The following is a 22,549-nucleotide window of genomic DNA, read 5'->3' on the forward strand; positions in this document are numbered from 1 at the left end:
CTGTTTCATCGCGCTCGTGTCCTCGAATGGCATCCCGAACCCCCCAGCGCAAAGCGCGCCAAACTGTTCGCGATGTCCTCGCACACCTGTTCGCGATGTCCCCGGTCCAAACACCCCCTTGAGGGGGAGATGTCCGGCAGGACAGAGGGGGGCGCTGTCCCACCATCATGAAAACATCTTACCGAACAGCAGCATACGTCCCACCTGCCACCATGATTCAATGCCGCGAGGGTGAAAACAATGACCCGTCACGTCACCTTCATGACCATCGACGACGCCGAGCACTACACGCCGCAGCAGCGCGCCGAGATCATTGCCGCCTATCCGGCGCATGAGCGCGAGGCGCGGGCCAAGGGCATTCCGGTGCTCGGCTCCGGCCGCATCTTTCCGGTGGCCGAGGAGCTGATCGCCTGCGAGCCGTTCCGGCTGCCGCGCTATTGGCCGCGGCTCGGCGCACTCGATTTCGGTTGGGACCATCCCTCGGCCGCGGTCGAGCTTACCTGGGATACGGAAGCCGATGTCGTCTATGTCACGAAGGCCTGCCGTGCCTCGCAGCAGACTCCCGCCATGCAGGCGCTGACGCTGAAACCGTGGGGCGAATGGCTGCCCTGGGCCTGGCCGCGCGACGGCCGCCGCGAGACGCTGGAAGGTGCCGGCACCGCACTTGCCAGGCAATATTCGGCACATGGGCTGAACATGCTCGCCAGCCATGCGCAGTTCGCCGACGGGTCGGTCTCGGTCGAGGCCGGACTGATGGACATGCTGGACCGCATGCAGAGCGGCCGCTTCAAGGTGTTCTCGACGCTTCTGCCCTGGTTCGAGGAGTTCCGGCTCTATCACCGCAGGGACGGCCAGGTGGTGAAGCTGCGCGACGATCTGATGGCCGCGACCCGTTATGGCGTGATGATGCTGCGGGAGGCGGTGGTCGATCCGGCGGTATTCAAGGCGGCGCGGCGGAAGGCCGGGCAGGCCGATCCGCTGGGGTTGTTCAGGTGACCCTCCGCATCATTCCCGCCACGTTGCGCGACCTCTCCTACATCGCCGCCAATCTGCGCCCCGAGGATCGGGCCGAAATCGACTGCCAATTGGACAACTGGTCGCCGGCGCTGCTGGCGCTGACGGCGCTGCAGGGCTTTGCTTATGTCGTCGAGCTCGACGGCAATCCGGAGGCCGGGTTCGGCGCTGCCGAACAGCGGAGCGGACTTTGGATCGCCTGGAGCTGGGGCACGCGCCGGATGAGGCGCTGCGTGCCTGCTATTACGGAGTTCTTTCACGCGGTGCTCGGGCCGGAGGTTGCCGCGCGCGGCGCCTGGCGGGTCGAGGCCCGCGCCTTGGCCGCCAACGGTTTGGCGCTGCGCTGGCTTGCAAGGCTGGGCGCGACGCAACGCTGCCGCCTGCCGGGCTATGGCCGGAACGGCGAGGACTTTCTGCTCTACGACTGGACAAGAAGCTCTGATTTCGGAGAAAACCATGTGCCTTTTTCAAAAGCCGCCGGCGCTGAAGCCGTTGCCGCCGACACCGACCATTGCCGACAAGGACGTGCAGGCGCGCGAAGCCGCGTTACGGGCTCAGCTTGCGGCCAATGATGGCACTGCAGGAACCGTGAAGACCGATTTGTCGCCCGGCGATCTGACCGGCCAGCGCCGCGTGCTGCTGGGGGTTTGACATGGGCGCCATGAGACGAGTGTTCCGCAACCGGGTGCTGGCTTGGTGGTACTGGCGCCGGCACGCAAGGTTGGTGAAGAAGCGGTGAAGCTGCCGATCTCCCCACTCGTGGGGGAGATGCCCGGCAGGCAGAGGGGGCGCTACCCCACCGGCCTTGGTGATCAATTTGCATTGCCGCCATCAGCTCATTCCGGTGGGGACGAAACTGAGCTTGGCGTTCCTTCGCGCCCCTCTCTGGCCTGCCGGCCATCTCCCCCACGAGGGGGGAGATCGCAGCTTCCGCGTTTTCCGTAACAGCCGAGCGCAATTCGTGTTCCTTCGGCACGGTTGACATTCCTTCCTCAGCAGCCATGCTGCAATGCAACATGGCTATCGAGGAGTCCGGCATGACAGAAGCCCGGTCATCGCGCATCGAGTGCCTGGACGGGCTTCGGGCGCTCGCCGCGATCTGGGTGCTCATCGGACACTGCCTGCTGTTGACCGGCTGGAATATTCCTATTCTCGGCGAGCCCGATCTCGGCGTCGACCTCTTCATCATGCTGTCGGGCTTCCTGATGGTGTTCCACTACCAGCTGCGCCAGGACAAGGAGCCCTGGCAAAGGCCGGAAACTTGGCTGAAGTTCTGGACCCGCCGCTATTTCCGGATTGCGCCGCTGTTCTACGTCATGCTGTTCGCCGCCCTGGCGCTTGGCCCCTATCTCTACCAGTCCAGGATGGTCATCGACGAGTTCCTGCTGCGGTCGCCGCAGGCGCCCGAACGTTATCTCGACAGCGGCTTGAAAAACATCGGCGCCCATCTGCTGTTCCTGTTTGGCCTGGTGCCGAATTTCGCCTATCGCACGCCGCTGCCCGACTGGAGCCTTGGCTTGGAGATGCAATTCTATGCAGTGTTCCCGGCGATTATGCTGTTGGTCCGCAGGCTTGACTGGGTATGGAGCGCCATTCTGGTCGCGGCGACCGGCAGCGCGATCGTGTTCTTGATGGGACAATTGTCGGTGCATTTTCCGATGCCGTCGTTCCTGCCGCTGAAGATGCAGATTTTCCTCTGCGGGATGCTGCTGGCGGGCATCGTCCATCAAAGGCAAAAGCGGCCTTTCGTGCATCTGACATTGGCTATGCTGCTGGCCGCGCTGCCGTTCGGCGGCGGCTATGGGCTGAGCAAGCTTTTGATGCGGGAAGCGCTCGTTGTGGGTTTCTTTGCGCTGGTTCTCTACCGGATGCTGCCGGGAATGGCGGGCACCGTCGCCAGAAAGATCGCCATGACGCTCGCCAACCGGTTCTTTCATCTGATGGGTGAGCTTTCCTTCAGTATCTATTTGATCCATCTGCTTGTTCTCCAGCCGGTCGCGGCTCTGGTCATCACCCAGTTCGGCCACGAATTGTCGGCGCCGCTGCGCTTCGCGATCGTCACTGTCGTCGTCTTGCCGGTGGTGTGCCTGCTGTCCTGGATCACCTATACGCTGATCGAAGTGCCCGGCCAGAAGATGGGACGCTTCGTGGTCCAGCGTTTTGGGCGCAAAGCCGCGCTGGAGACGACGCCGGCGGAATAAGGCGCTTCCAATCTCCCCGCTTGAGGGGGAGATGTCGCCGAAGGCGACAGAGGGGGTCGCCGATCCAAGCGAGACGACCCCCTCTGTCCTGCCGGACATCTCCCCCACGAGGGGGGAGATCGGCGGCTTCGGCGTCCCGCCGTTTTCTTTTTTCAATCAATTCCATCAAGCGAGGCTGACCATGAGCGATTCCCGTGCTCGCGATATTCTGTCGCGACAGGCAGAACTGGAGAGCGAACGCAGCCAGTACGAGCATGTCTGGGAGGCGGTGTCCGAATTCTGCGATCCCGATGCGCCCGACATGTGGAGCGGCCGCCGGCAGGCCGGCGCGGACTCGCAGGCCGAGCGGCACGAGCGGCGCGGTTCGCGTGTCTACGCCAATACCATCAACTCGGCCGCCAACCGGCTGGCCGCCGGACTGGAAAGCCTGATCATTCCACAATCCGAGAAATGGCACGGTCTGTCGACCGCGGCCATCAACGACGATGAGACCGACGAGGAGAAGGAATGGGCGGAAGCGCTGCGCGATTTCCTGTTCTCGCTGCGCTACTCCGCCAACTCGAACTTCGTGCCGGCAACGCAGGCCTGCCTGCGCAATGTCGTGCGCTACGGCCCGGCCTATCTCTACGCCGAGGAGGGTTTTGGCAGCACGCTGATCCGCTATGCCTCGATCCCCGTGGTCGAAGGCTATCTCTCGCGCAACCGTTGGGGCCAGGTCGATATCTTCCACCGCCGCTACGAGCGCACCGCAAGACAGGCGGCGCAATTGCTCGGCTACGACAGACTGCCGGCGCGGATCAAGGTTCTGGTCGACGACCCCGCCAAATGCGAGACAAAAATCTCGCTGATCCAGTGCATCCAGCCGCGCGACGAGCGCAAGATGTACAGCCTGAGCGGCTCCTACCAGTATCTCGACACGGCGTTCGCGTCCTATCATGTGATCGAGGACGAAGAGGCGATCGTCAGGGAGAGCGGTTTTCGCTCCTTCCCGGTATCGTGCTTCAACTGGCGCCGCTATGAGGGCGATCCCTACGGCATCTCGCCAACCATCGAGGCACTGACGACGGTGCGCGAAGAGAACGCCGTGCGGCGCTCCGGCCTGCGCGCGCTTCAGCAGATCACCGATCCGGCGACCGCCTCGAAAGCCAGGCTCGATTATGTGCCGGTGCTCAATCCCGGCGAGAATTACCCGGGCCTGATCGACGATGCCGGCCGGCCGCTGATCGCGCCGATCGCCACCGGCCAGAACCCGACCTATGCCTTCAATTACGCCGACAGCCGGGCCGAGGAGATCCGCGACATGATGTTCGTCAATCTGTTCCAGACGCTGGTACAGAACCCGCAGATGACGGCGACCGAGGCCTTGATCCGGCAAGAGGAAAAGGGCGCGCTGCTCGGCCCCTCCGGCTCGATTATCCAGGCCGGCTTTGCCTCAAATCTCGACCGCGAGCTGGGTATTCTGGAAGACAAGGGACTTTACGAGGAAGACAGCCGCTTCCTGCCGCCGGCGAGCCTTGCTGGCAAGGCGTTGCGGCCGACCTTCACCGGCCCGCTCGACGTGCTGCGCCGCTCGGCCGAGGCACGCGACACCATCCAGGTTGTCACCACCGCCATGCAGATGGCGCAGTTCGACCCCGGCGTGATGGACAATATCGACGGCGACGAGGCGCTGAAGATCGTGCAGGGCGCCGGCCGCAGCCCACAGCGCATCTTCCGCCGCCAGGACGAAGTGGCGGGCATCCGCGATGCCAGAGCCAAGGCGCAGCAGGCGCAGGCCGGCATGGCGGCGGTCGCCACCGCCGGCAAGCTGGCCAGGGATGCCGTGCCGGCGGCCGTGCAGGCGCGCGACAGCGGCCTGCTCGATGGGCTCGGCGGGCGGATGCCGCAGGGCGGTGACGTGCAGCGTGGCGACGTACAGGGTGGCGGGGCATGAGCCAAAAACGCTTCGCCCATTCCAGCCAGGCCGGCGGCCCGGCCAAGGCGCGGGATGCGCTGGCCAGAGCCTATCTCAGGGTGTTCTCAGGCCAGGACGGCGAGATGGTGCTGGCCGACCTGACGGCTGCGACCGGCTATTACCGCCGCCCGTCCTACGGTGAATGGCTGGCCAAGACCAAGACGCCGATCGGCTTCGAGCTGCACAGCGCGCTCAGCAACGCGCGGGCCGAAGTGGTGCAGCACATTATGGGTTTCCTGACGCTGGACGAAGCGCAGCTGGTGGCGCTGGAGAAGGCGGCGAGGCTGGAGGGGTAGGGACTTTAGGAGCGCCGGCCTTGCCACAGTCATGGCCTGCTCCGACCGATCGTTCGCGGGAGTCCGCGAGCCCGGCCAACTCTTAAGGGAATGACAATATTTTGCCGAGGCATTTAGCCGACGGCGCAGACCGCCAGCATCTTCAGTGCCGGCGACACTCTCATTGGCGACCTCTCCAAAATTCATGACCCGACGAAGGCGGCGGCACGGGGCCGGCGCGCGGCAGCGCCGCGCCACGATCCCCGGCGCGCTCATGGCAGGACACAAATAGATGGCGACCATACCTCTCCAGCTTGCCCAGCGCCGGCTCGATGCCGGCAATGTGCTCTCCTATCCCGAAGGATCGCCGGTCGGCAGGGCGATGCAGGGTTTTGGCGACGAGCTCTCTGCCGTCGCCGAACGCTACCAGCAGCAGAAGCAGCAGGAGGAGGCGTTCGACGCCGACCTCGCGCGCCGTCGGTTCAACGGCCAGATCGGGCAGGCGGAAGACGAGGTGGCGGCAAACGCGCCGGCCGATGGTGCCGGCCTGCATGACGCGATGTATGGCCAGGTCGATCCGCGCACCGGCCGGATGATCAAGACCGGCCTTTTCGACACGCTGTTCGCCGATGCCCTGCCGAAAATGCCCGAAAGCCAGCGCGCCAATTTCGCCAGGCAGAAGGAGGCATTGCGCGAGGCCGGCTCACTACGGATGGCTGCGAGGCAGCTTCAGCGGCGCGACGAATATGAGCAGGCCGAGTGGACCAAGGTCGACAACATCTCAACCAGTGCCATCGCGCAAAGCAACCCCAAGGACACCGAGAACTTCGACGCGATCCGGCAGAACGGCTTTGACCTAATCGCCAAATTCCGCAACCCGCTTGCCCGACAAGCGGCGGAAGTCGCCTGGCGCAGCAATACGGCCAAGGCGCTGATCCAGGCGATGATCGCCCAGGACCCGAAACGTGCTGCAGAGATGCTGGGTGCCGCGCAGGCTGGAAACCGAACTAAGGACGACACCACCGAAGTCGTTGGCGGCTCCAGCGCCTTTGGTGCGCCCAATGCGGCGGCAGCGAAGGGTGACCGCGTCGGCATGCAGACCCCGGATGAAAGGTTGGCGCAGGCGTTCAGGGACGACCTTCCGCAACAGGAACAGGCAGCGCTGATCCGACAGGCGCAGGCGGCCAACATTGCTCAGCAGGTTGAGTTTCGCACCAACATTGGTCTCGCCGAGCAGAACGCGCCGGGCGCCATCGCACAGACTGGCGCCTATTCCGGCAAGATGCCTGGTCGGGACGCCTTCATCGCTGTCTATGGCGTCGAGGAGGGCGGCAAGCAGTACGGGGATTTTGCCAGAAAGATTGATGTTGGTCGTCAGGCCTTCGGCATGCGCACCATGCCGAACCAAGCAATCCATGCGGCGCTACGCGATGCCGAACCTGGTCCTGCAGGTTCCCAAGGGGAGCAGGCGCGGTATCACGTCACGGCCGCCGCCGCGCTTCAGACGCTGGACGCCAGACGGACGGACCCTGCCGCATACGTTCGCAAGGTCTTTCCGAGCGTCGACGCAGCCTGGAGCGAGATCACCACTCCCGACAGCGAGTCATGGAATCGTGAAGGAGGGCCGGACACCTACGACCGAGGAACTTATGTCCGAGCAATCGCCGCTTCAGTTGCAGCACAAAAGCAACTGGGCATCGAGAACTATCAACCTTTCCCATGGTCTGTTCTCAAGAACATCGCCACGACATTCAAAGACGGGAGCGTGCCACAGGCGGACAAGCACACCATCCTGTACAGCCTCGTTGGTGGGGCGTCCGATCCAGAGGTCCGAGCAGCCTTATCCCAACAGCTCGTCCAAGCCGGGCTTCCTCAATCGGTCGAAAGCCAACCGGCTAGGCCCGTTGTTGCACCTGTGATCGCCGGGAAGCAGAATCAACCGCCTGCTCCTTCAAACCGCAGGAAGCCTCAATCGAAACTGGAACTCGCCGCGGAGGACTTCGGCAACTACCTCACCGAAGGTTTTGAAGGCCTAGGCCGAGCCCCGCACGACATTGGGCTGTTTCTTCAGGATCTGCGCGACGATCCTTTGGACGCGCTCAGTCAACTGCCGGTCACTTCTGCCTCCGGATTAGCTGCAGAGGGCAGCCTGGCGTTCGAGTCACTCGGCCAAGCCGTTGCAAAAGGACTGGCCATTGTCCGCGCCGGGACGGGCAAGTTTGCCAAGCCGTTAGAGGAGCTTACGGCCGGTGGGTCGCGGGCCACATCAGAACTCGCCGTTGAGGGAGCGGCGGTTCGCCAGACGACCGAGGTTCAGTCTCGTGCAATAAATGCAGCAAAAGAGGCCGCTTACCTCTTGAGCACCGGCGTCAAGCCTGACAAGGCTGAGCTTCTTGCGATAATAAAGTCGATCGCCAGAGACCCCTCTAAGATTAGGCATCCGGGAGCATCGTTTGGCAAAGCTCTTTCAAAAAATTACCGCAAAACATTTCTTGATGCGAACCCGAATCTAAAGGGAGAGGTTGTCGTCCATCACGCTGCAGAGCAACAGATATGGACCAGATATCCAAGCCTTGTTGCTGAAGATGAGATGCACTCTCTTCAAAATCTTCGCGGCATACCAAAAGGATTAGATAACCTTTTGCACAAGATCGTTTTCCGATTCGAATGGGATAAATTTTATGCGTCGCACCCCCAGCCAACGCGTCAGCAGGTGCTGGACTACGTGACTTATATCGACAAACAATACGGACATCTGTTCAATCCTCCAATAGGTGAGTGATGCAATATTTTTACATATGGCCGAACGTCGCTGGTGGACTTGGTGAAAACACCGTTCTTGACTCGAGTGTCCATCCGCCAATCGTGACCAAGCTTCACTACGTTATAGAGGGCTGGTTTGGCGATGTGATCGTTACGACGTTCCCGTGTTACCTCGTCGCCGAAGACACCCAGCGCGCACTGCAAAAGATGGGTTTTTCAGGCGCGACGTTCGCCGACGCCGAAGTGACAACATCCGAAGAGTTTCATGAGGATCAACCTGGGCAGGAACTTCCACCCTTCGTCTGGCTTAAAGTGAATGGCAAGGCCGGCCGGGACGATTTCGGGATCGCAGCGGACTATCGCCTCGTCATCTCGAAACGCATTCTTGATTTGCTGGAATCATTGGGAATACCGTTTGCTGTCATCGAGCCTTACGATGGTAAGTAGCAATGAGGTTGGGCTTTCATTTTTTTGATCCTCATTAGGTGAATGGTGGACTATTTTTACATAAAGCCCAATGTCGCCGGCGGAATAGGCCGTGGCACCATCATGGACACAAGCGTTCACCCCCTGTTGTGAGCAAACTCACCTACCAGATGGAAGGATGGTTCGGCGATGTTATCATTGCTGGCGATCTGCGTGTGGTCATATAGAGCGTGTGCTGAATCTACTCGACCGCTTTGGTATTCCGTCAGCGACGATTGAGCCCTACGACGGTCGGTAGTGCTATTGTTGCCATAGTTCGCGCCGTAGTGGATGTGCATGAAATCAATCCAGTGAAGTTTGGCGGCAGTTCACCGACAACAGGGGTATGCCGTGGTGGAACCAGTTGCTGAGCGACCTGGGACGATAGCAATGGGACATATTTAACTGAGGGACATTCGACGCACCGGCTGAATCCGCAGTCGTCGACGGCCTGTCCGCACGGTTGGGAGTCGTGCTGCCAAGGATTACATGATTTCCTCAAAGAGCATAATGGAGGCGAAGGTTTCATCGGCAATAACTATACTATTTTTTTAAAGCCGAAGAACTGGCTGACTTCAACCGCGGATATGAGGTTGAAAAATATGCGCCAGGCATCTTCTTATTCGCATCTGACGGAGGAGGTGAAGGCTATGGCTTCGACACTGAAGATGCGGCCATGCCAATCGTACGCATCCCATTCATAGGTATGAATCGGCAATCCGCTGAGACGATAGCGCGTGACCTCGCCGATCTATTTGCTCGGTTGGTGGACTGAAAATGCCCGACCAAAATAGATATTTGCGCCCCAAGGGCATGGAGCTGTTTGAGATCGGCGATCCAGTCAGTTTGGAGAATAAGATCTGGTTGACCAGACAAGGGCATTTTGAGGCGGTGCGCTACTGGAATCGAGCTATCGGGATTCTGCTTAAGGCGGCGCCGGAGAAAGCGGCACCGGCGGATGGGTAGGGTGCGGGGAGCACTGACCTTGCGGAGGCCATGACGCTTTCGGCCGATCATTGTGCAAGTTTACGAACCCGGTGTAATGCAACTCGTCCCTAGATCTCAACATGATCGAGGGAGTATCTTCCAGAAAGCACTGCATCCGAATGGCCGAGGAGGATTTTCCCTATGGGGAAAAAAATGAAGTTGCTGGATATCGTTGGGCGGTTGTCGGAATTTGACGAGGAGGACCCGGTCTACGCAGCGGAGCCCACAATCTACGCGGCGGAGCCTTGGACAGAGGATTCAGACGCGATGGTTCTGCCTCAGCAGGATGGGGTGTTGGTACCACCCGAGGCAGCTAAAGAGGGCCTGGCATACTTTCTCGAAATCAACCTTGCGATCGAGATTACCGAGGCTTTGGTTGCATCGCAGAAAGAAAAGCCAAGCATTTCTGCCATCTGCGAACGGGTTATTTATTATGCCACCTATGATGCGTGAAAGGTTAAATGTTGACTAACCCACGTTATGACGGACAGCCGCTGCTTAGGCTGCTCGATGTTTATGTGCTCTGGGCGATCGGAGAACTTTCTCAAGAGTCGGAGGATGGCTTGAAAAGGATGGCCCCCAAACTGCAATCTATCTATGGCGGCGAGGGACAATGGCATGACGCAATTGCCCAGGCTATCCACATACCGCAGGGGATGCCGGCAGCAATCCGGGATATGTGGCAAGGAATCTCGAAATCGCTCGCGTCAATGGCGTAACCCTCCACCCCAGAAATTTGCCGAGATGTTCGTGGACGAAAATTTCGTGGATTGAATGTTCTGCATTGATTGGAATTGCTGTTATGGCTGGCGCCTACGGCGCCCCGCTGTCCTGCCGGACATCTCCCCCACGAGGGGGGAGATCGGCTGCCGCCGGCGCTTCGTTACGCTCAATAATTACCGTTATAATAACGGTCGTCGCAGGGCGCGGTGTAGATGCGGCCGTAGCGATCCTGATAGCGGCAGAGCTGTTCGCCGCGCGGTTGCGGGGTGGTGGCGTTGCCGACGACCGCACCGAGCAGGGCGCCGCTGGCTGCACCGATAACCGTGCTTTTGGTGTTGCCGCCTATGGCCTGGCCGGCGAGCGCACCGGCGCCGGCGCCGAGCAGCGCACCGGTGCTGGTTCTCTGCTGTGCTTCGGTCTGCGCGCAGCCTGCCAGCGCGGCGGTTACGAACATGGCGGCAATGGCTCTGGATACGGTCATCGTCTGATACTCCCTTGAAGTCTATGAACTAATACGCAGGCTGATTTTGCCAAGTAGGGTCGCATTTGCGGCGGAACATAGGCACCGTGCCTCACGAAATAAGACATGGTTGTTTTTGTCTGACGGCCGGAGACGACGGCTCGGCAAGACGATGCCCAAACGAGACTAATCTTTGACGGCCCATGTGCCCGATCTGCTTTTTCTACGCAGCGGCTAACTCTTCCTCAAATCCCAAAAATGGAGAAACCAAATGACCCGAGGTCTTGCCCGGACGCTTTCGCGTGCCGCCGCCAGAGAAGCCGGCCTTGCCCCGCCCAGGGCCGGACTTTCCGCCAGGACGAGCGGACAGGGCGGCACCTACCGCACGGTCTTTTCATTCAATGCCATGCCGGTGCCGGTCACCGATGCGCAGGCCTTTGCCAGCCAGAAGCTGTTCGATTTCATCGATGGCAAGATCCGTATCAAGGGCGGTACGGCCCGGCTGCAGTTTGCGGTGCTGACTACCCGCGCGTCGACCATCAACGACAATGCCGCGCTGACCTGGTCGCTCGGCTCGGCGGCAGGGTCGAGCGCTGTGCTTGCCGGAACCATGGTCAATGTGCTGGGCGCGACCGGCCGCACGCTGGATGGCGCCGGTGCCGCGCCGTCGAGCGCGTCGATTGCCGATGTTGCCGCAGCCTTGACGCTCGACGGCACCGTGACGCCGGTCGACCTCTATCTCAATCTGGCGTTTGCCACCGGCACCGACATCGATGCCGACGGCACGATTGCCGTTACCGGCACGATCACGCTGCTCTGGGAGAACTGGGGCGACAATGCGTAGGCGCTAATCTCCCCCCTCGAGGGGGAGATGTCGCCGAAGGCGACAGAGGGGGTCGGTTCGACCGGGCGCGACCCCCGGCGACAGATGAGGTCGGCGCTCCACGCGCGGCTACCCCCTCTGGCCTGCCGGCCATCTCCCCCTCGAGGGGGGAGATACCAAGTTTCACCGCCAGTGCTCTCATCACCGGCCTTCAAACTCTCAGCAAAAGGAATCTTCTCATGACAGATCTGGCAGACGCCGGGTCCGTGGTGGCGGCGCCACCGGCGGGCAACCTTGCACGGCCACCGGCCAACGGGGACAACGGGTCCGCCCCGCCTAAGGCCGCAAGCTGGTTTGACGGTCTTTCCGAAGGCAACCGCAAGCTCGCTGAAACCAAGGGCTGGACCAAGCCTGAAAGCCTCGATCGGGTTTTCGCCTCCTATGCGGAGCTGGAGCGGCAGCAGGGTGAGAGCCTGCGCGTTCCGGCAGCCGATGCAGCCGCGGAAGACTGGAACAGGTTCCATGCCCGGCTGCCCGAGGCGATGCGTCCGCTGACCTCGCCCGACAAGGTCGAGTACCGGCGCCCCGACGGGCTCCCCGAAAACTTCGCCTATTCGGACGAGCTCGCCAATGCGTCCAAGGCCTGGGCGGTCGAGGCAGGTGCTACCCCGAAGGTTGCACAGGCCTATCACGACCGCTTCGTCGGCTACATGGCCGAGCAGGCCAAGGCACAGCAAATCGCCGTTGCCCGCTCGGTCGAGACTACGCACGACGACCTCGTGCGGGATTGGGGACCGACCGGGAGCGATGGCTTTCGCCAGAAGCTCGAGGTCGCCAACCGGGCGATGAAGAAGCTCGGCCTGGTCAATGCCTACAAGGCGAAGGGCATCCTTCTGCCGGACGGCGCCTTGACCGACCCGCAGATCGCCAAGGCGTTCCACGCTATCGGCGAGGCGATGTTCCGCGAAGACACGATCGACGGCAATGCTGCCTTGAGCGGAGGCAACCCCTTCAAGCGCAATGCCGCCGGCGAGCGCAACCTGACTGGCATCTCGGCCCTGGTCAAAAGCGACCCCGCCCGCGCCCGGCGGCTGGCACGCGAGGCCGGCGAAAACCCCGACCTGTGGATGCCCAACAACCCTCTTTGACCCCAAACCTGAAGGAAGACAAAAATGGCAGACGCCTACACCCGTATCGCGGACGCGATCGTTCCGTCCGTCTACGCGCAATACTCGTTCGAGGAGCACGTCCAGTCGCTGGAGATTTACCAGGCCGGGATCCTGTTTTCCGACCCGTCGATCGCCTCGAAGCTCAGCCTGGGCGGTCGTTCGGTCGACATGCCCGGCTGGAAGGACCTCGGCAACGATCCCTCCGAGCCGGTCAATGACGACCCGGCCGACTCGATCGAGATGAAGAAGATCGGCGCGCGCCGCGAAGTCGCGGCCCGCAATGTGCGTGCGCAGGCCTGGGGCATCCCGGACCTGACCTCGATCCTTGCCGGTGACGATCCGCAGAAGCTCATCGTGCGTCGCCAGACCGACTACTGGCAGCGCGCCAACAAGCTGACGCTGCTCGGCATCCTGAAAGGCGTGCTGGCCGACAACATCGCCAATGACGCCGGCGACCTGGTGCGCGTCACCGGCGCCTCCATCGTCGACACCGACATCATCGAGGCCGCCTATCTGATGGGCGACCGCGCCGACAAGTTCAAGACGATCTGGATGCATTCGAAACAGATGAAGGCGCTGAAACTCGCCGACCTCATCGACTATGTGCCGTCGTCCGAGCAGGGCGGGCCGCTGATCCCCTATTACATGGGGCTGAGGGCCGTCGTCGATGACGACATTCCGGTTGCCGGCGGCGTCTACACCGCGTTCATGTTCAAGGATAAGGCGATTCTGTGGAACGAGCTGCCGGTAAACACCGAAGGCGGGCCGCTCGAGTTCGACCGCAAGCCGCGGCAGGGCCATGGCGGCGGCGTCACTGAAATGGTCGGCCGCCGGCATTTCGTGCCGCATGTGCCGGGCACCCGCTTTCTCGACGCGTCCTCGGCCGGCGAATTCGCCACCGATGTCGAGTTGGCACTGGCGGCAAACTGGGACCGCACGGCCTCGAGCGTCAAGCACATGACGTTCATCGCGCTGAAGACGACCGAGTCCTGATCGGCGAAGGGGCGGGCGTCCGACGTCTCGCCCCTTCGGGACGCCAGGTCGGCCACTGTGGCGAATCCCAAGTTCACCCGCCGCGCTGCGTCAGAGTGATGTGAATTTGGGGTTCGCTACAACATTCATGTTGCCCTCTGGTCAATCGACGGCACCAAACAGTTACAAGAAAGGGCGATGCTGCCTGTCTCGGCAAGGGAGGTAACTATGAACATGAAGTACAAGACAGTTCAGGAAGTGCTCCGAAAAGCGGGCATTGTCATGAGCAAGAAGGGGAACGTTCATCGCATAAACTTCTTCAGCGGTCTGGAAAACACCGCCTACTACACACCAAGTCTTCAGAATGCCCTGGACAAGGGCTTGGCCATGGCAGGAGGTGCCGGAAGGGTGAAATCAGGCGCCTTTGTCAAGTCAGCCGAAACAGGGCAGTGGATCGCGACCAGCGCACGCGTCGGCTGACACAATCAAGGCAAGACATCGCCGCGTTGCGCGGCGGTGTCGTGAAACTGCAATAGCCCAAGCATTGCCGTCTTCCTTGCTCGATGGGAAAAGACGACTGACGAAGCGTCTGCCACGCCATTTCCTGATGGGCGGTTGGTGGCGTGACGGCCTCATGCACGAGACGTGCAACATCTGCCCAAGCCACAAATCACAAGAAATCCCCAGCCGCCTCGAAGCGGCCTTTTTGCCGTGGAGGCACCATGTCCCGTTTTCCCCGACCAATCACACAGCCGGAGGCCTGAGCCATGGCCATCACCCCGCTCGACATCGCCAACATGGCGCTCGCCGTGCTCGACGAGGCGCCGATCGACAGCCTCGACCAGGACGCCAAGGCGGCGCGCCTGCTCAATCTGCATTTCGACCTGACCCGCGAGGCCGAATTGACCAAACATGCCTTTGTCTTCGCCATCCTGGCAGCCTCGGTCGCCGGCTTCGACACCGGCAGCGGTGCTGGCACGCTGAACTTTGCCTATGAGCTTCCCGCCGATTGCCTGCGGCCCTTGCCGCTGACGGGGAATGGCGAGCCGGACGGCGTTCCGCTCTCATGGCGGCAGGAGGCCGGGCTGATCTATTCCGATCAGGCCGGCCCGCGCATCATCCGCTATGTCGCCAACCTGACCGACCCGAACGACTGGGATGCGCTGTTCAGCGAAGTGATGGTGGCGGCGCTCGCCGTCAAGATCGCGCATCCCTTGACCCACAAGGCCGGCATGATCGACGTCGCCCGCAGCGCCTATGAGAGGGCGCTGGATGCCGCCTACTCGGCCAATGCCATCCAGCGCGGGGGCAGATTTTGCAGATCCTCCTGGGCTCTCCAGCGCGGCGACAACAGGTTCGTCGGCCGATGACCACGCTCTATCCGGTCCAGGACGCTTTCATCCGCGGTGAGATTTCTCCCCGCTTGCATGCTCGCGCCTCGCTCGAGCTTTACCGGGCGGCGCTGTCGAAATGCACCAATTTCGTCACGCTGCCGCATGGCGGCATCAGGAAGCGCGGCGGCACGTATTTTTGCGCTGAGGTGAAGGCTCCGTCAAAGGCGACACGGCTGATCCCGTTCATCTTCTCGGCCGACCAGGCCTATGCGCTCGAATTCGGCGATCTCTACATCCGCGTCTATGCCTATGGTGCGCGTGTCGGCACGGTCGAAGTCGTTTCGCCTTATCTCGAGGCCGATCTGTTCGACCTGCAATTCGTCCAGTCGGCAGACCAGATGTGGATCACCCACAAGGATCATCCGGTCAAAGTGCTGACGCGCACCGCGCACACGACCTGGACGCTCGCCGATTTCGTCTTTCTCGACGGCCCATACGACAAGATCAACACCACCGCCACGACGTTGACACCGGCCGCAACCGGCAACGCCATGCCGGTCATGGCCTCGAATACGCTGCCAAGCGGCACGGTCAGCAACAGCAACGGCTCATCCGACGTGTGGCAGGTGTTCGATGGCGACAAGCAGAAGGGAGAGAATATAGCGGGCTTTCCGAGCGGGTATCTGCGCTACCAGTTCGGCGGCGGCGGGACCAAGACGGTCGACGCCTACTGGATTACCGCCACGAATGATCACTCAGACACTGCATCGCCGACCCAGTGGCAATTCCAGGCCTCGCACAACGGCACCGACTGGACGACGCTCGACAGCCGGGACGGAGAGACCGGCTGGTCCAAGTCGGAAACCCGCTTCTTCGACGGCTTCAACAACACGGTTGCCTACGAATATTATCAGCTGCTGTTTTCAGGTGGCGGCAGCGACGGAACCGCTATCGCCGAACTGGCCCTGCACGAATACGCGCCGTCGCAAACGCCGTTCGATCTTTCGGCATCCTCGATCGTCGGCATCAATGACGGCATCGGCTTCCAGACCAGCGATATCGGTCGCGCCATTCGTCTGCTTGGCGCGGATGGCTTCTGGCGCTGGGCCAAGGTCGTTGGCCGGCCCAGCACGACGGTAGTCACGGTCCAGTTATACGGGCACGCTCTGCCCGATCTCAGCCCGATCATCCGCTGGCGTCTCGGCACGTTCGTGCCCGGCAAGTACGTCCAGAGCGGTTCGCTTTACGAGGAGCGCCTGGCGTTCAGCCGAAAATTCTCGGTCTATGCCTCGCAAACCGGCGATTTCGATAACTTCGCCACCGGTGAGAAAGACACCGACGCGCTGGAATTCGTGCAGGCAGGTGGCGGCCAGGCCAATGACATTACGTGGGTGGCGGAATCGGACGGTGCGCTGATCATCGGAACGCTTGGCGGGGTGAGGGCGCTGTCGGGCTCCGGCATCGACGAGGCGCTGACGCCGTCCTCGTTCAAGAACCGCCGGTCCCGGACTTTCGGTTGTGCCCCGCTGCGTCCCGTCGATGCCGGGCAGTCGTTCCTCTATGTGACCCGCTCCCGCAAATCGATTGCCGAGCTGACGCAAAACGCCACCGGCCGCTTCACCTCGGATGATGTCGGGCAGATTTCCGAGCACATTCCGAAGAAAGGCGTCGTTGAACTCGCCTTCCAGACCGACCCCGACCCACTGCTGTGGTTCCCGCTCGGAAATGGCGAACTCGGCGGCTACACGCACCAGCCGTCGCAAGACGTTCGCGGCATGCATGTCCACAAGATCGCCGGAAGCTTCGCAGGATCGAACTGGGCCGTTGTCGAAAGCGCCGTGGTGACGCCCGGCCAGGACGGCAACGACGATCTCTGGCTGATCGTCAAGCGCACGATCGGCGGCGTGACCAGGCGCTATATCGAAATAAAGACCGCGCCGTTCGAGTATGGCAGGATCGGCGATGCATTCGAAGTCGACTGCGGCCTCACCTATGATGGCGTCGCTGTGGGCACGGTCTCAGGGCTTGATCATCTCAACGGCGAAACAGTCGACGTCCTGGCCGATGGCAAGGTCTACATGGGCCTTGCTGTGGCCGCTGGCGCGGTTTCGCTGCCCGGTGGAGCTACGGCAGCCAAATGGCAGGTCGGGCTCGGCTACCAGTCCGAAGCCAACACGCTGGAGCTCGATGTCGGCGGCCGCGACGGATCGATCGTCGGCCGGCGCAAGAAGGTGGCCAAGCTCATTCTTTCGCTGCTGGAGACCGACACAACCGGGCTTCAGGTCCAGTCGTTCATCCGCGGCCGCTGGGAGCAGGTTCGCATCCCGTCCGTGATTGCTCCCGATGGCATGGCGAAATTGTTCACCGGCAATGTCGAGGTGCCGATCGACGACAGCTGGGAAGGGCAGGGGCGGGTGAAGATCCGCCACCTCAATCCAACGCCCTGCACGATCAGGGCCATGACGCCGGTGTTCGACGCCGAGCCTTAGTTAATCTCCCCCCTCGAGGGGGAGATGTCGCCGAAGACGACAGAGGGGGTCGGCACGTCCTGACGCGGCCTCCCATCGCGAATTGAAGGGGTTGGCGCTCCACGCGAGACGACCCCCTCGGGCCTACCGGCCATCTCCCCCTCGAGGGGGGAGATCACTTCTCTGTCCTCCATCGCTTCCCCAACCAAGGAACCTACCGTGACTCAAATCCCCCATGCCGAGCAACTCGGCAAGGCGCGGACGGCTGCCGATTTCGCTGCCATCCGCGCCTTGCTCGACACCGACCTCAACAATGCGATCGCCCGCAAGCAGGAGCTGCAACAGGCCGAGGATCGCGCGATTTTCGGCGAGGGCGACCTGGCAGCAGCCCGTGCCGCATTAGACGACTGCAACGATGCAATTGCGCTCGTCGAGAGGACCATCGCGGCAGCGGACAAGCGCCGCATCGCCGCCGCCCGAAGCGAAGCCCGCGTCGACATTGAAGCGCTTGGCGCCGAGATCCGAACAAAGGCGGCTTCCCTCGGTGAGCGCTGGAAGAGCGTTCACGAGCTGATCGAGCAGCTGCGGCAGGAGCTGTTCGCGGCCGATGCCTTGAGCCGCGCCATCATCGCCGCCAACGGCCTTTTCGATGCCGACGGCGCCGTCGGGCTGAAGGTCAACCTGACTACCATCCGGCGCATTGCCATGGCCGGTCCGCGCGCCGCCCCGCCATCGCGTCTCAGCCGCCCGGCAATCCAGGCCGACCGGCTGCTTTTGTCCTTCCTCAGCCCCGGCGGCGTGCTCGACCGGCGCCCTTCGATCGGTGCGCCGGTCGACGGCATCAAAAGCAAATTCATTCCCGCCGGCGAACGAGGCTGACCATGTGCACACTAGCTCTTATCGGTACGGCGCTTTCGGTCGGCGGCGCGCTGGCGGAAGGCCAGCAGTCCAGGCAGATGGCCGACTACCAGGCCAAGGCCTATGAACAGCAGGCGCGGGCCGACGCCCAAAGCTCGGCCTTCGAGCAGGGCCAGGAGCGCCATAAGCAGGATCTGCTGCAGGCCCAGGCGCGTGCCCAGGCCGGCGCTTCGGGCGTCGCCATTTCTGGTTCGCCGACCGAGGTGCTGGCCGCCAATGCCAGGCAGGGCCAGCTCGACCTCAAGGCGATCCGGTACGGCTCGCAGCTGCGCCAGAACGGTCTCGCCACGCAAGCGGCGATCGCGCGCTTTTCCGGCAGGCAGGCGGTGGGCGCCTCGATCTTCAAGGCCGGCGGCAGTCTCGTGTCCGGCATCTCCGGCCTCTACGACCCGGCCAAGACGGTGACGTTCGGCAGAAGCGCCTTCCCGCCGGCGCCGGGCGGAGGCCTCTACTGATGGCCACCATCCCGCTCCAGCTTGCCCAGCGCCGCCTCGACACCGGCACTGTGGCCTCCTATCCCAACGGCTCGCCGGTGGGCGCCGCCATGCAAGGCTTTGGCGACGAGTTGTCGGCGATTGCCGAACGCTTCCGGCAGCAGAAGCAGCAGCAGGATGCGTTCGACGCCGGCATTATCGGCCGCGAGCTGAACGCACGCATAGCGCACGCCGAGGCCGTGGCGGTGCAGACCGCGCCGGCCGACGGCGGCGGCCTGCACGACTTCATGTATGGCCAGCTCGATCCGCGCAGCGACGGCGTCGTCAAGCCCGGCCTGTTCGACCAGATCTTCGACGACACCGTGGCGAAAGTGCCGGAGGGCGAACGCGCCAACTTCCTCGCGCAAAAGCAGGCGTTGCGGCTGGCCGGCTCGGCGCGCATGGCCGCGCAGCAGCACGCGCGGCGCCAGACCTATGAGCAGGCCGAGTGGAGCAAGGTCGAGCAAATCTATACCAGCTCGATCGCGCAAAGCGACCCGAACGACACAGAAACATTCGAGGCGATCAGGCAGAGCGGGCTCGACCTGATCGGCAAGATGGGCAATCCGGTGGCCCGGCAGGCCGCCGAGGCCGCCTGGCGCAGCAACACGGCCAAGGCGCTCGTCCAGGCGATGATCGCCCAAGACCCGAAGCGCGCTGCGGGGATGCTGGGGACTGGGCCGGTCTCAACGGACGGCAGGACTAAGGACGATATCATCGAGGCTGTGGGCGGACCTCGGGCGAGTGGGTCCAGCGTGCTGGCGACGCGCGAAGCGCCCGTAGGTGGCCTTCCATCCGACGAACCACCTATCCGCATGGGTTCCATGGAGCCTGTCGGAAATAGAGCCTGGGCTGCCGCAGGACCCTGGATTGCCGACCTGTCGCCGGACGCGATTCAGGATCTCGGCCAGAAGGCGCAGGTAGCGACTGCCGCAAGCCTGGTCGATGCGCGTACCAACATCGACCTTGCTTACCAGAATGCGCCGGCTGCCATTGCCAATACCGGCAGCTATTCTGGCAAGACCCCGGGTGCCGAAGACTTCACTGCCGTATACGGCGCCGAAGATGGCGGCAAGCGTCTCCGAGCCTTCAACATAACGGCTGATATCGGTCGCGCGGTTTTCGACATGCGACCCGTCCCGAACCAGGCGATACACGCCCAGATTCGGGATTTTGAGCCCGGCCGCTACGGCGCGCCGGAAGAGCGCAAGCAATATGAGATAAGGGCCGGCGCCGCGCAATTGGTGCTTGGTGCCAGGCGCGCCGATCCCGCCGGTTACGTCGGCCAACTGTTCCCGAACCGTGCTCCGGACTGGGACAAGATCACAGCTCCTGAGGATTATAAGGCCGCCGTCACCTGGGCCGTCGCTGCTCAGCAGGAGTTGGGCTTCGACCGAATACTGCCAATGCCTTGGGCTGTAGCTGGCCAGCAGGCGGCGAAATACATCGACCAAGGCGTCCCGTTCGAAAACCGCTTTGCCGAGTTGAGTTCGATCGTCCTGGCGGTTCGCGATCCGGATGCCCGCAAGGCGACAACCCAACAGATTTCTGTGGCGGCGGAAGCCCAGTGGCGAGCCAAGGCCGCCCAATATCCGAACCTCGCGCCAGAGTCGTTGGAAGCCCAGGTTGCAGTGCTCAAGAACGGGCTGGCGTGGATCGGGGAACATCCGGCCCGAGCCCAGTACAGCACCATGCCGCTGCTGCAGCAATTCGGCTTGGCATTGTCGGATGTCGGCCGCCTCACGGCTAAGGGCGTGGCTGCCGACGGTGCGGACGCGATCTCCGCCGGGCTGGACTCCGTTTGGTCGAGCGGAAACTACGAGAACCTTCTTGAAGATGAGCAGGCCGAGACAGAGGACGCCGAGGACCGGGCCGCCTCGGCCGGTTGGGTGGCAGAGGCCCTCGGCGCAGGCTTAAGCGGATATGCCCTGGCGACGGGTTTGTTCGGTTTGCTGGGTCGGGCAAGCGCTGGCGCGGCGGCGGAGAACGGCGTGATCGGTCTTGGTGCCCGAACCGGCGTAGCGGGTGTGGCGGGTGGCACTTATGGCGGGGCATACGCCTTCAACACAGGACAGAGCGTTCCCTGGGGAATTGCCAACGGCGCGCTTTGGGGGGCGGGCGGCAATGTCCTTGCCGAGGGACTCAGTGCAGTTGGCAGCCAGGTGGTGGCAAGGCTGGCGGAGCGTCCTGCGAATGCTGGTTCTGCTGTAACTCCAGAAGCCTCGGGTCCTCGGATATCCGAGGCAATGCCAGACCCGCTTGCTACAGATGTGGGAGCAACCGGTGGCGGCACCAGCGAAATCTCTGTTGGTCAAGACCTGCATCTATATTACATGCCTGAATGGGACGTTGCGCAACGGGCTGCCGCGGATCTCAAAGTGCAGCTGTTAACTGCTGCTGAAACCGTCGTGAGCCGCGCGGTTCGGGTCATCAAGGGAGCTCGTATGAAGTTTATTGCCGCCGGTAATAAAGTCCCCGCTAGCAGCCATGTTGATCATACAATTGATTTGCAACTAGGAGGTTCTGACCAGCTATCCAATATGGCCACATTGGATGCGAGTGTTAACACCAGCCTTGGTTCTCAGATACAGCAGCGGATCAAGCATTTGCCTTATGGAACCAAAATTAACAAAGTAACGATTGGAGATCGCAATGTTCGAGACATTTCGCCAAAACTTCCCGGTGGATAGTAGGGTGCCCGCGGACACCGGCAATATCTCCCTGGATACGAAAGTACCTGGATTAAGCGAGCTGCTGGCCAGTTTCGGCGGTGCTTCGTTCAAGCACGGTTTGTACAGGATTATCCGGGCGCAGGACGTGGCACGTTGGAACGCACGTGTCTGCCTGGGTTTTCCGGAATTCACCGGCCGAATCACCTGCTTTGGTTATGATTGGCTGGGGACGGCGCTTGCAGTCGATAGCCAAAGGCTGGAACAAGGGGAACCTGGTGTCGTGATGTTCGAGCCGGGCATGGGCGAGGCTCTTCAGGTGCCTGCCAACATCCGGACCTTCCACGAAGTCGATGTCATCGAGGACGAAGATGCAGCATTGGCCGCCAATCTCTACTCAGATTGGCGTGAGGCCGGCGGCGCCGAGCCAGCCTTTAACCAGTGCGTCGGCTATAAGATACCGCTGTTTCTCAACGGGAAGGACGAAATCAAAAACCAGGAGCTGTCGGACCTGGAAGTCTATTGGCACATAATGGGCCAACTTATTGCGAAGGTGAAAGACCTGCCACCGGGAACACCTGTCAATATCCGAGACCTTCTCTAAAACAGGGTTTCCGCTGATCTGCCACTCGGGACTCCCGTTCGAAGCATGGCTAGAAGCGGTATTTGCCTCTGGTCCGAAGGGGTGCGACCCCCGCGGTCTGTGATGCGCTATCCGTTTTGTGGCCGGACGGTCCGGGTAGAGCGTGCCGCAAGTAGCCAGCGGTCTGATTGTGGTCACGATGCTGGCTTATGGCCTGATAACCGCAGAGCGGTCCAGTCGGTGGTGCCTTCTGGATCGTCTCCGATTTCAGATGAAGGATTGACCTGTTGCGCACGGA

At 62.0% G+C, this 22,549-nt stretch carries 21 protein-coding genes; 20 read left to right on the plus strand and 1 reads right to left on the minus strand.

The genetic code is table 11. The features are described from left to right. Positions 1-240: 240 nt before the first annotated feature. The 10 genes from NKI63_RS22665 (at position 241) to NKI63_RS22710 (ending at position 10,378) form a co-directional block, all read left to right on the plus strand. Complete coding sequence (locus tag NKI63_RS22665) at positions 241-996, plus strand: phage terminase large subunit family protein (protein WP_352823347.1); 756 nt, start codon at positions 241-243, stop codon at positions 994-996. Continuing rightward, entirely contained in the window at positions 993-1,586 is a 594-nt protein-coding gene (locus NKI63_RS22670) for a hypothetical protein (RefSeq protein ID WP_352752343.1), read from the plus strand. The genes NKI63_RS22665 and NKI63_RS22670 overlap by 4 nt, the downstream gene beginning before the upstream one ends. A 465-nt stretch (positions 1,587-2,051) precedes the next feature. Then, complete coding sequence (locus NKI63_RS22675; RefSeq protein WP_352691831.1) at positions 2,052-3,215, plus strand: acyltransferase family protein; 1,164 nt, start codon at positions 2,052-2,054, stop codon at positions 3,213-3,215. A 181-nt stretch (positions 3,216-3,396) separates the two neighbouring features. Next, the gene (locus tag NKI63_RS22680; protein ID WP_352823350.1) at positions 3,397-5,148 is read left to right on the plus strand and encodes a portal protein; all 1,752 of its coding nucleotides are present in this window, start codon (positions 3,397-3,399) and stop codon (positions 5,146-5,148) included. Next, the gene (locus NKI63_RS22685; protein ID WP_352691827.1) at positions 5,145-5,465 is read left to right on the plus strand and encodes a Bbp19 family protein; all 321 of its coding nucleotides are present in this window, start codon (positions 5,145-5,147) and stop codon (positions 5,463-5,465) included. Before NKI63_RS22680 ends, NKI63_RS22685 begins: the two co-directional genes overlap by 4 nt. A 271-nt stretch (positions 5,466-5,736) precedes the next feature. Continuing rightward, on the plus strand, positions 5,737-8,226 hold the full coding sequence (locus tag NKI63_RS22690; protein WP_352823353.1) for a hypothetical protein: 2,490 nt from the start codon (positions 5,737-5,739) through the stop codon (positions 8,224-8,226). Further along, positions 8,226-8,654 carry a hypothetical protein gene (locus NKI63_RS22695; RefSeq protein ID WP_352823356.1) on the plus strand — a complete coding sequence of 143 codons (429 nt, stop codon included), beginning with the start codon at positions 8,226-8,228 and terminating at the stop codon, positions 8,652-8,654. The genes NKI63_RS22690 and NKI63_RS22695 overlap by 1 nt, the downstream gene beginning before the upstream one ends. 795 nt (positions 8,655-9,449) lie before the next feature. Next, positions 9,450-9,638, plus strand: a complete 189-nt coding sequence (locus NKI63_RS22700) for a hypothetical protein (protein ID WP_352475512.1) — start codon at positions 9,450-9,452, stop codon at positions 9,636-9,638. A 174-nt stretch (positions 9,639-9,812) separates the two neighbouring features. Beyond that, positions 9,813-10,112 (plus strand): DUF7716 domain-containing protein, encoded by a 300-nt coding sequence (locus NKI63_RS22705; RefSeq protein WP_164759187.1) that lies wholly within the window; start codon positions 9,813-9,815, stop codon positions 10,110-10,112. Positions 10,113-10,120: 8 nt separating this feature from the next. Continuing rightward, positions 10,121-10,378: a hypothetical protein gene (locus NKI63_RS22710; protein WP_352691822.1), complete on the plus strand. Its 258-nt coding sequence runs from the start codon at positions 10,121-10,123 to the stop codon at positions 10,376-10,378. A gap of 170 nt (positions 10,379-10,548) precedes the next feature. Here NKI63_RS22710 and NKI63_RS22715 read toward each other — a convergent pair whose 3' ends face one another. Further along, positions 10,549-10,863, minus strand: a complete 315-nt coding sequence (locus NKI63_RS22715; protein ID WP_352687421.1) for a YMGG-like glycine zipper-containing protein — start codon at positions 10,861-10,863, stop codon at positions 10,549-10,551. Between the two features lie 250 nt (positions 10,864-11,113). On the opposite strand from NKI63_RS22715, the gene NKI63_RS22720 reads away from it, so the two are divergent. From NKI63_RS22720 to NKI63_RS22765, 10 genes are all read left to right on the plus strand, one after another. Beyond that, positions 11,114-11,686, plus strand: coding sequence for a hypothetical protein (locus NKI63_RS22720; protein WP_352705229.1), 573 nt, complete (start codon positions 11,114-11,116; stop codon positions 11,684-11,686). Between the two features lie 218 nt (positions 11,687-11,904). Further along, positions 11,905-12,813, plus strand: coding sequence for a hypothetical protein (locus NKI63_RS22725; protein WP_352687425.1), 909 nt, complete (start codon positions 11,905-11,907; stop codon positions 12,811-12,813). 24 nt (positions 12,814-12,837) lie between these two features. Then, a complete protein-coding gene (locus NKI63_RS22730) occupies positions 12,838-13,827 on the plus strand; it encodes a Coat protein (protein WP_352687427.1) in 990 nt (329 codons plus the stop codon). Positions 13,828-14,034: 207 nt separating this feature from the next. Beyond that, the gene (locus NKI63_RS22735) at positions 14,035-14,286 is read left to right on the plus strand and encodes a hypothetical protein (protein WP_352687429.1); all 252 of its coding nucleotides are present in this window, start codon (positions 14,035-14,037) and stop codon (positions 14,284-14,286) included. A 287-nt stretch (positions 14,287-14,573) separates the two neighbouring features. Then, positions 14,574-15,176: a phage connector family protein gene (locus NKI63_RS22740; protein ID WP_352687431.1), complete on the plus strand. Its 603-nt coding sequence runs from the start codon at positions 14,574-14,576 to the stop codon at positions 15,174-15,176. Next, on the plus strand, positions 15,173-17,629 hold the full coding sequence (locus tag NKI63_RS22745; RefSeq protein WP_352754535.1) for a phage tail protein: 2,457 nt from the start codon (positions 15,173-15,175) through the stop codon (positions 17,627-17,629). The genes NKI63_RS22740 and NKI63_RS22745 overlap by 4 nt, the downstream gene beginning before the upstream one ends. 198 nt (positions 17,630-17,827) lie before the next feature. Beyond that, positions 17,828-18,487: a hypothetical protein gene (locus NKI63_RS22750; RefSeq protein ID WP_352752332.1), complete on the plus strand. Its 660-nt coding sequence runs from the start codon at positions 17,828-17,830 to the stop codon at positions 18,485-18,487. A 2-nt stretch (positions 18,488-18,489) separates the two neighbouring features. Next, positions 18,490-18,981: a hypothetical protein gene (locus NKI63_RS22755; RefSeq protein WP_352752330.1), complete on the plus strand. Its 492-nt coding sequence runs from the start codon at positions 18,490-18,492 to the stop codon at positions 18,979-18,981. Next, the gene (locus NKI63_RS22760) at positions 18,981-21,689 is read left to right on the plus strand and encodes a hypothetical protein (protein WP_352752328.1); all 2,709 of its coding nucleotides are present in this window, start codon (positions 18,981-18,983) and stop codon (positions 21,687-21,689) included. Before NKI63_RS22755 ends, NKI63_RS22760 begins: the two co-directional genes overlap by 1 nt. Next, positions 21,652-22,272, plus strand: coding sequence for a DUF1851 domain-containing protein (locus tag NKI63_RS22765; RefSeq protein ID WP_352752327.1), 621 nt, complete (start codon positions 21,652-21,654; stop codon positions 22,270-22,272). Before NKI63_RS22760 ends, NKI63_RS22765 begins: the two co-directional genes overlap by 38 nt. Positions 22,273-22,549: the final 277 nt, after the last annotated feature.

The organism is Mesorhizobium sp. M0410 (assembly GCF_040321435.1).
Taxonomy (GTDB): Bacteria; Pseudomonadota; Alphaproteobacteria; order Rhizobiales; family Rhizobiaceae; genus Mesorhizobium.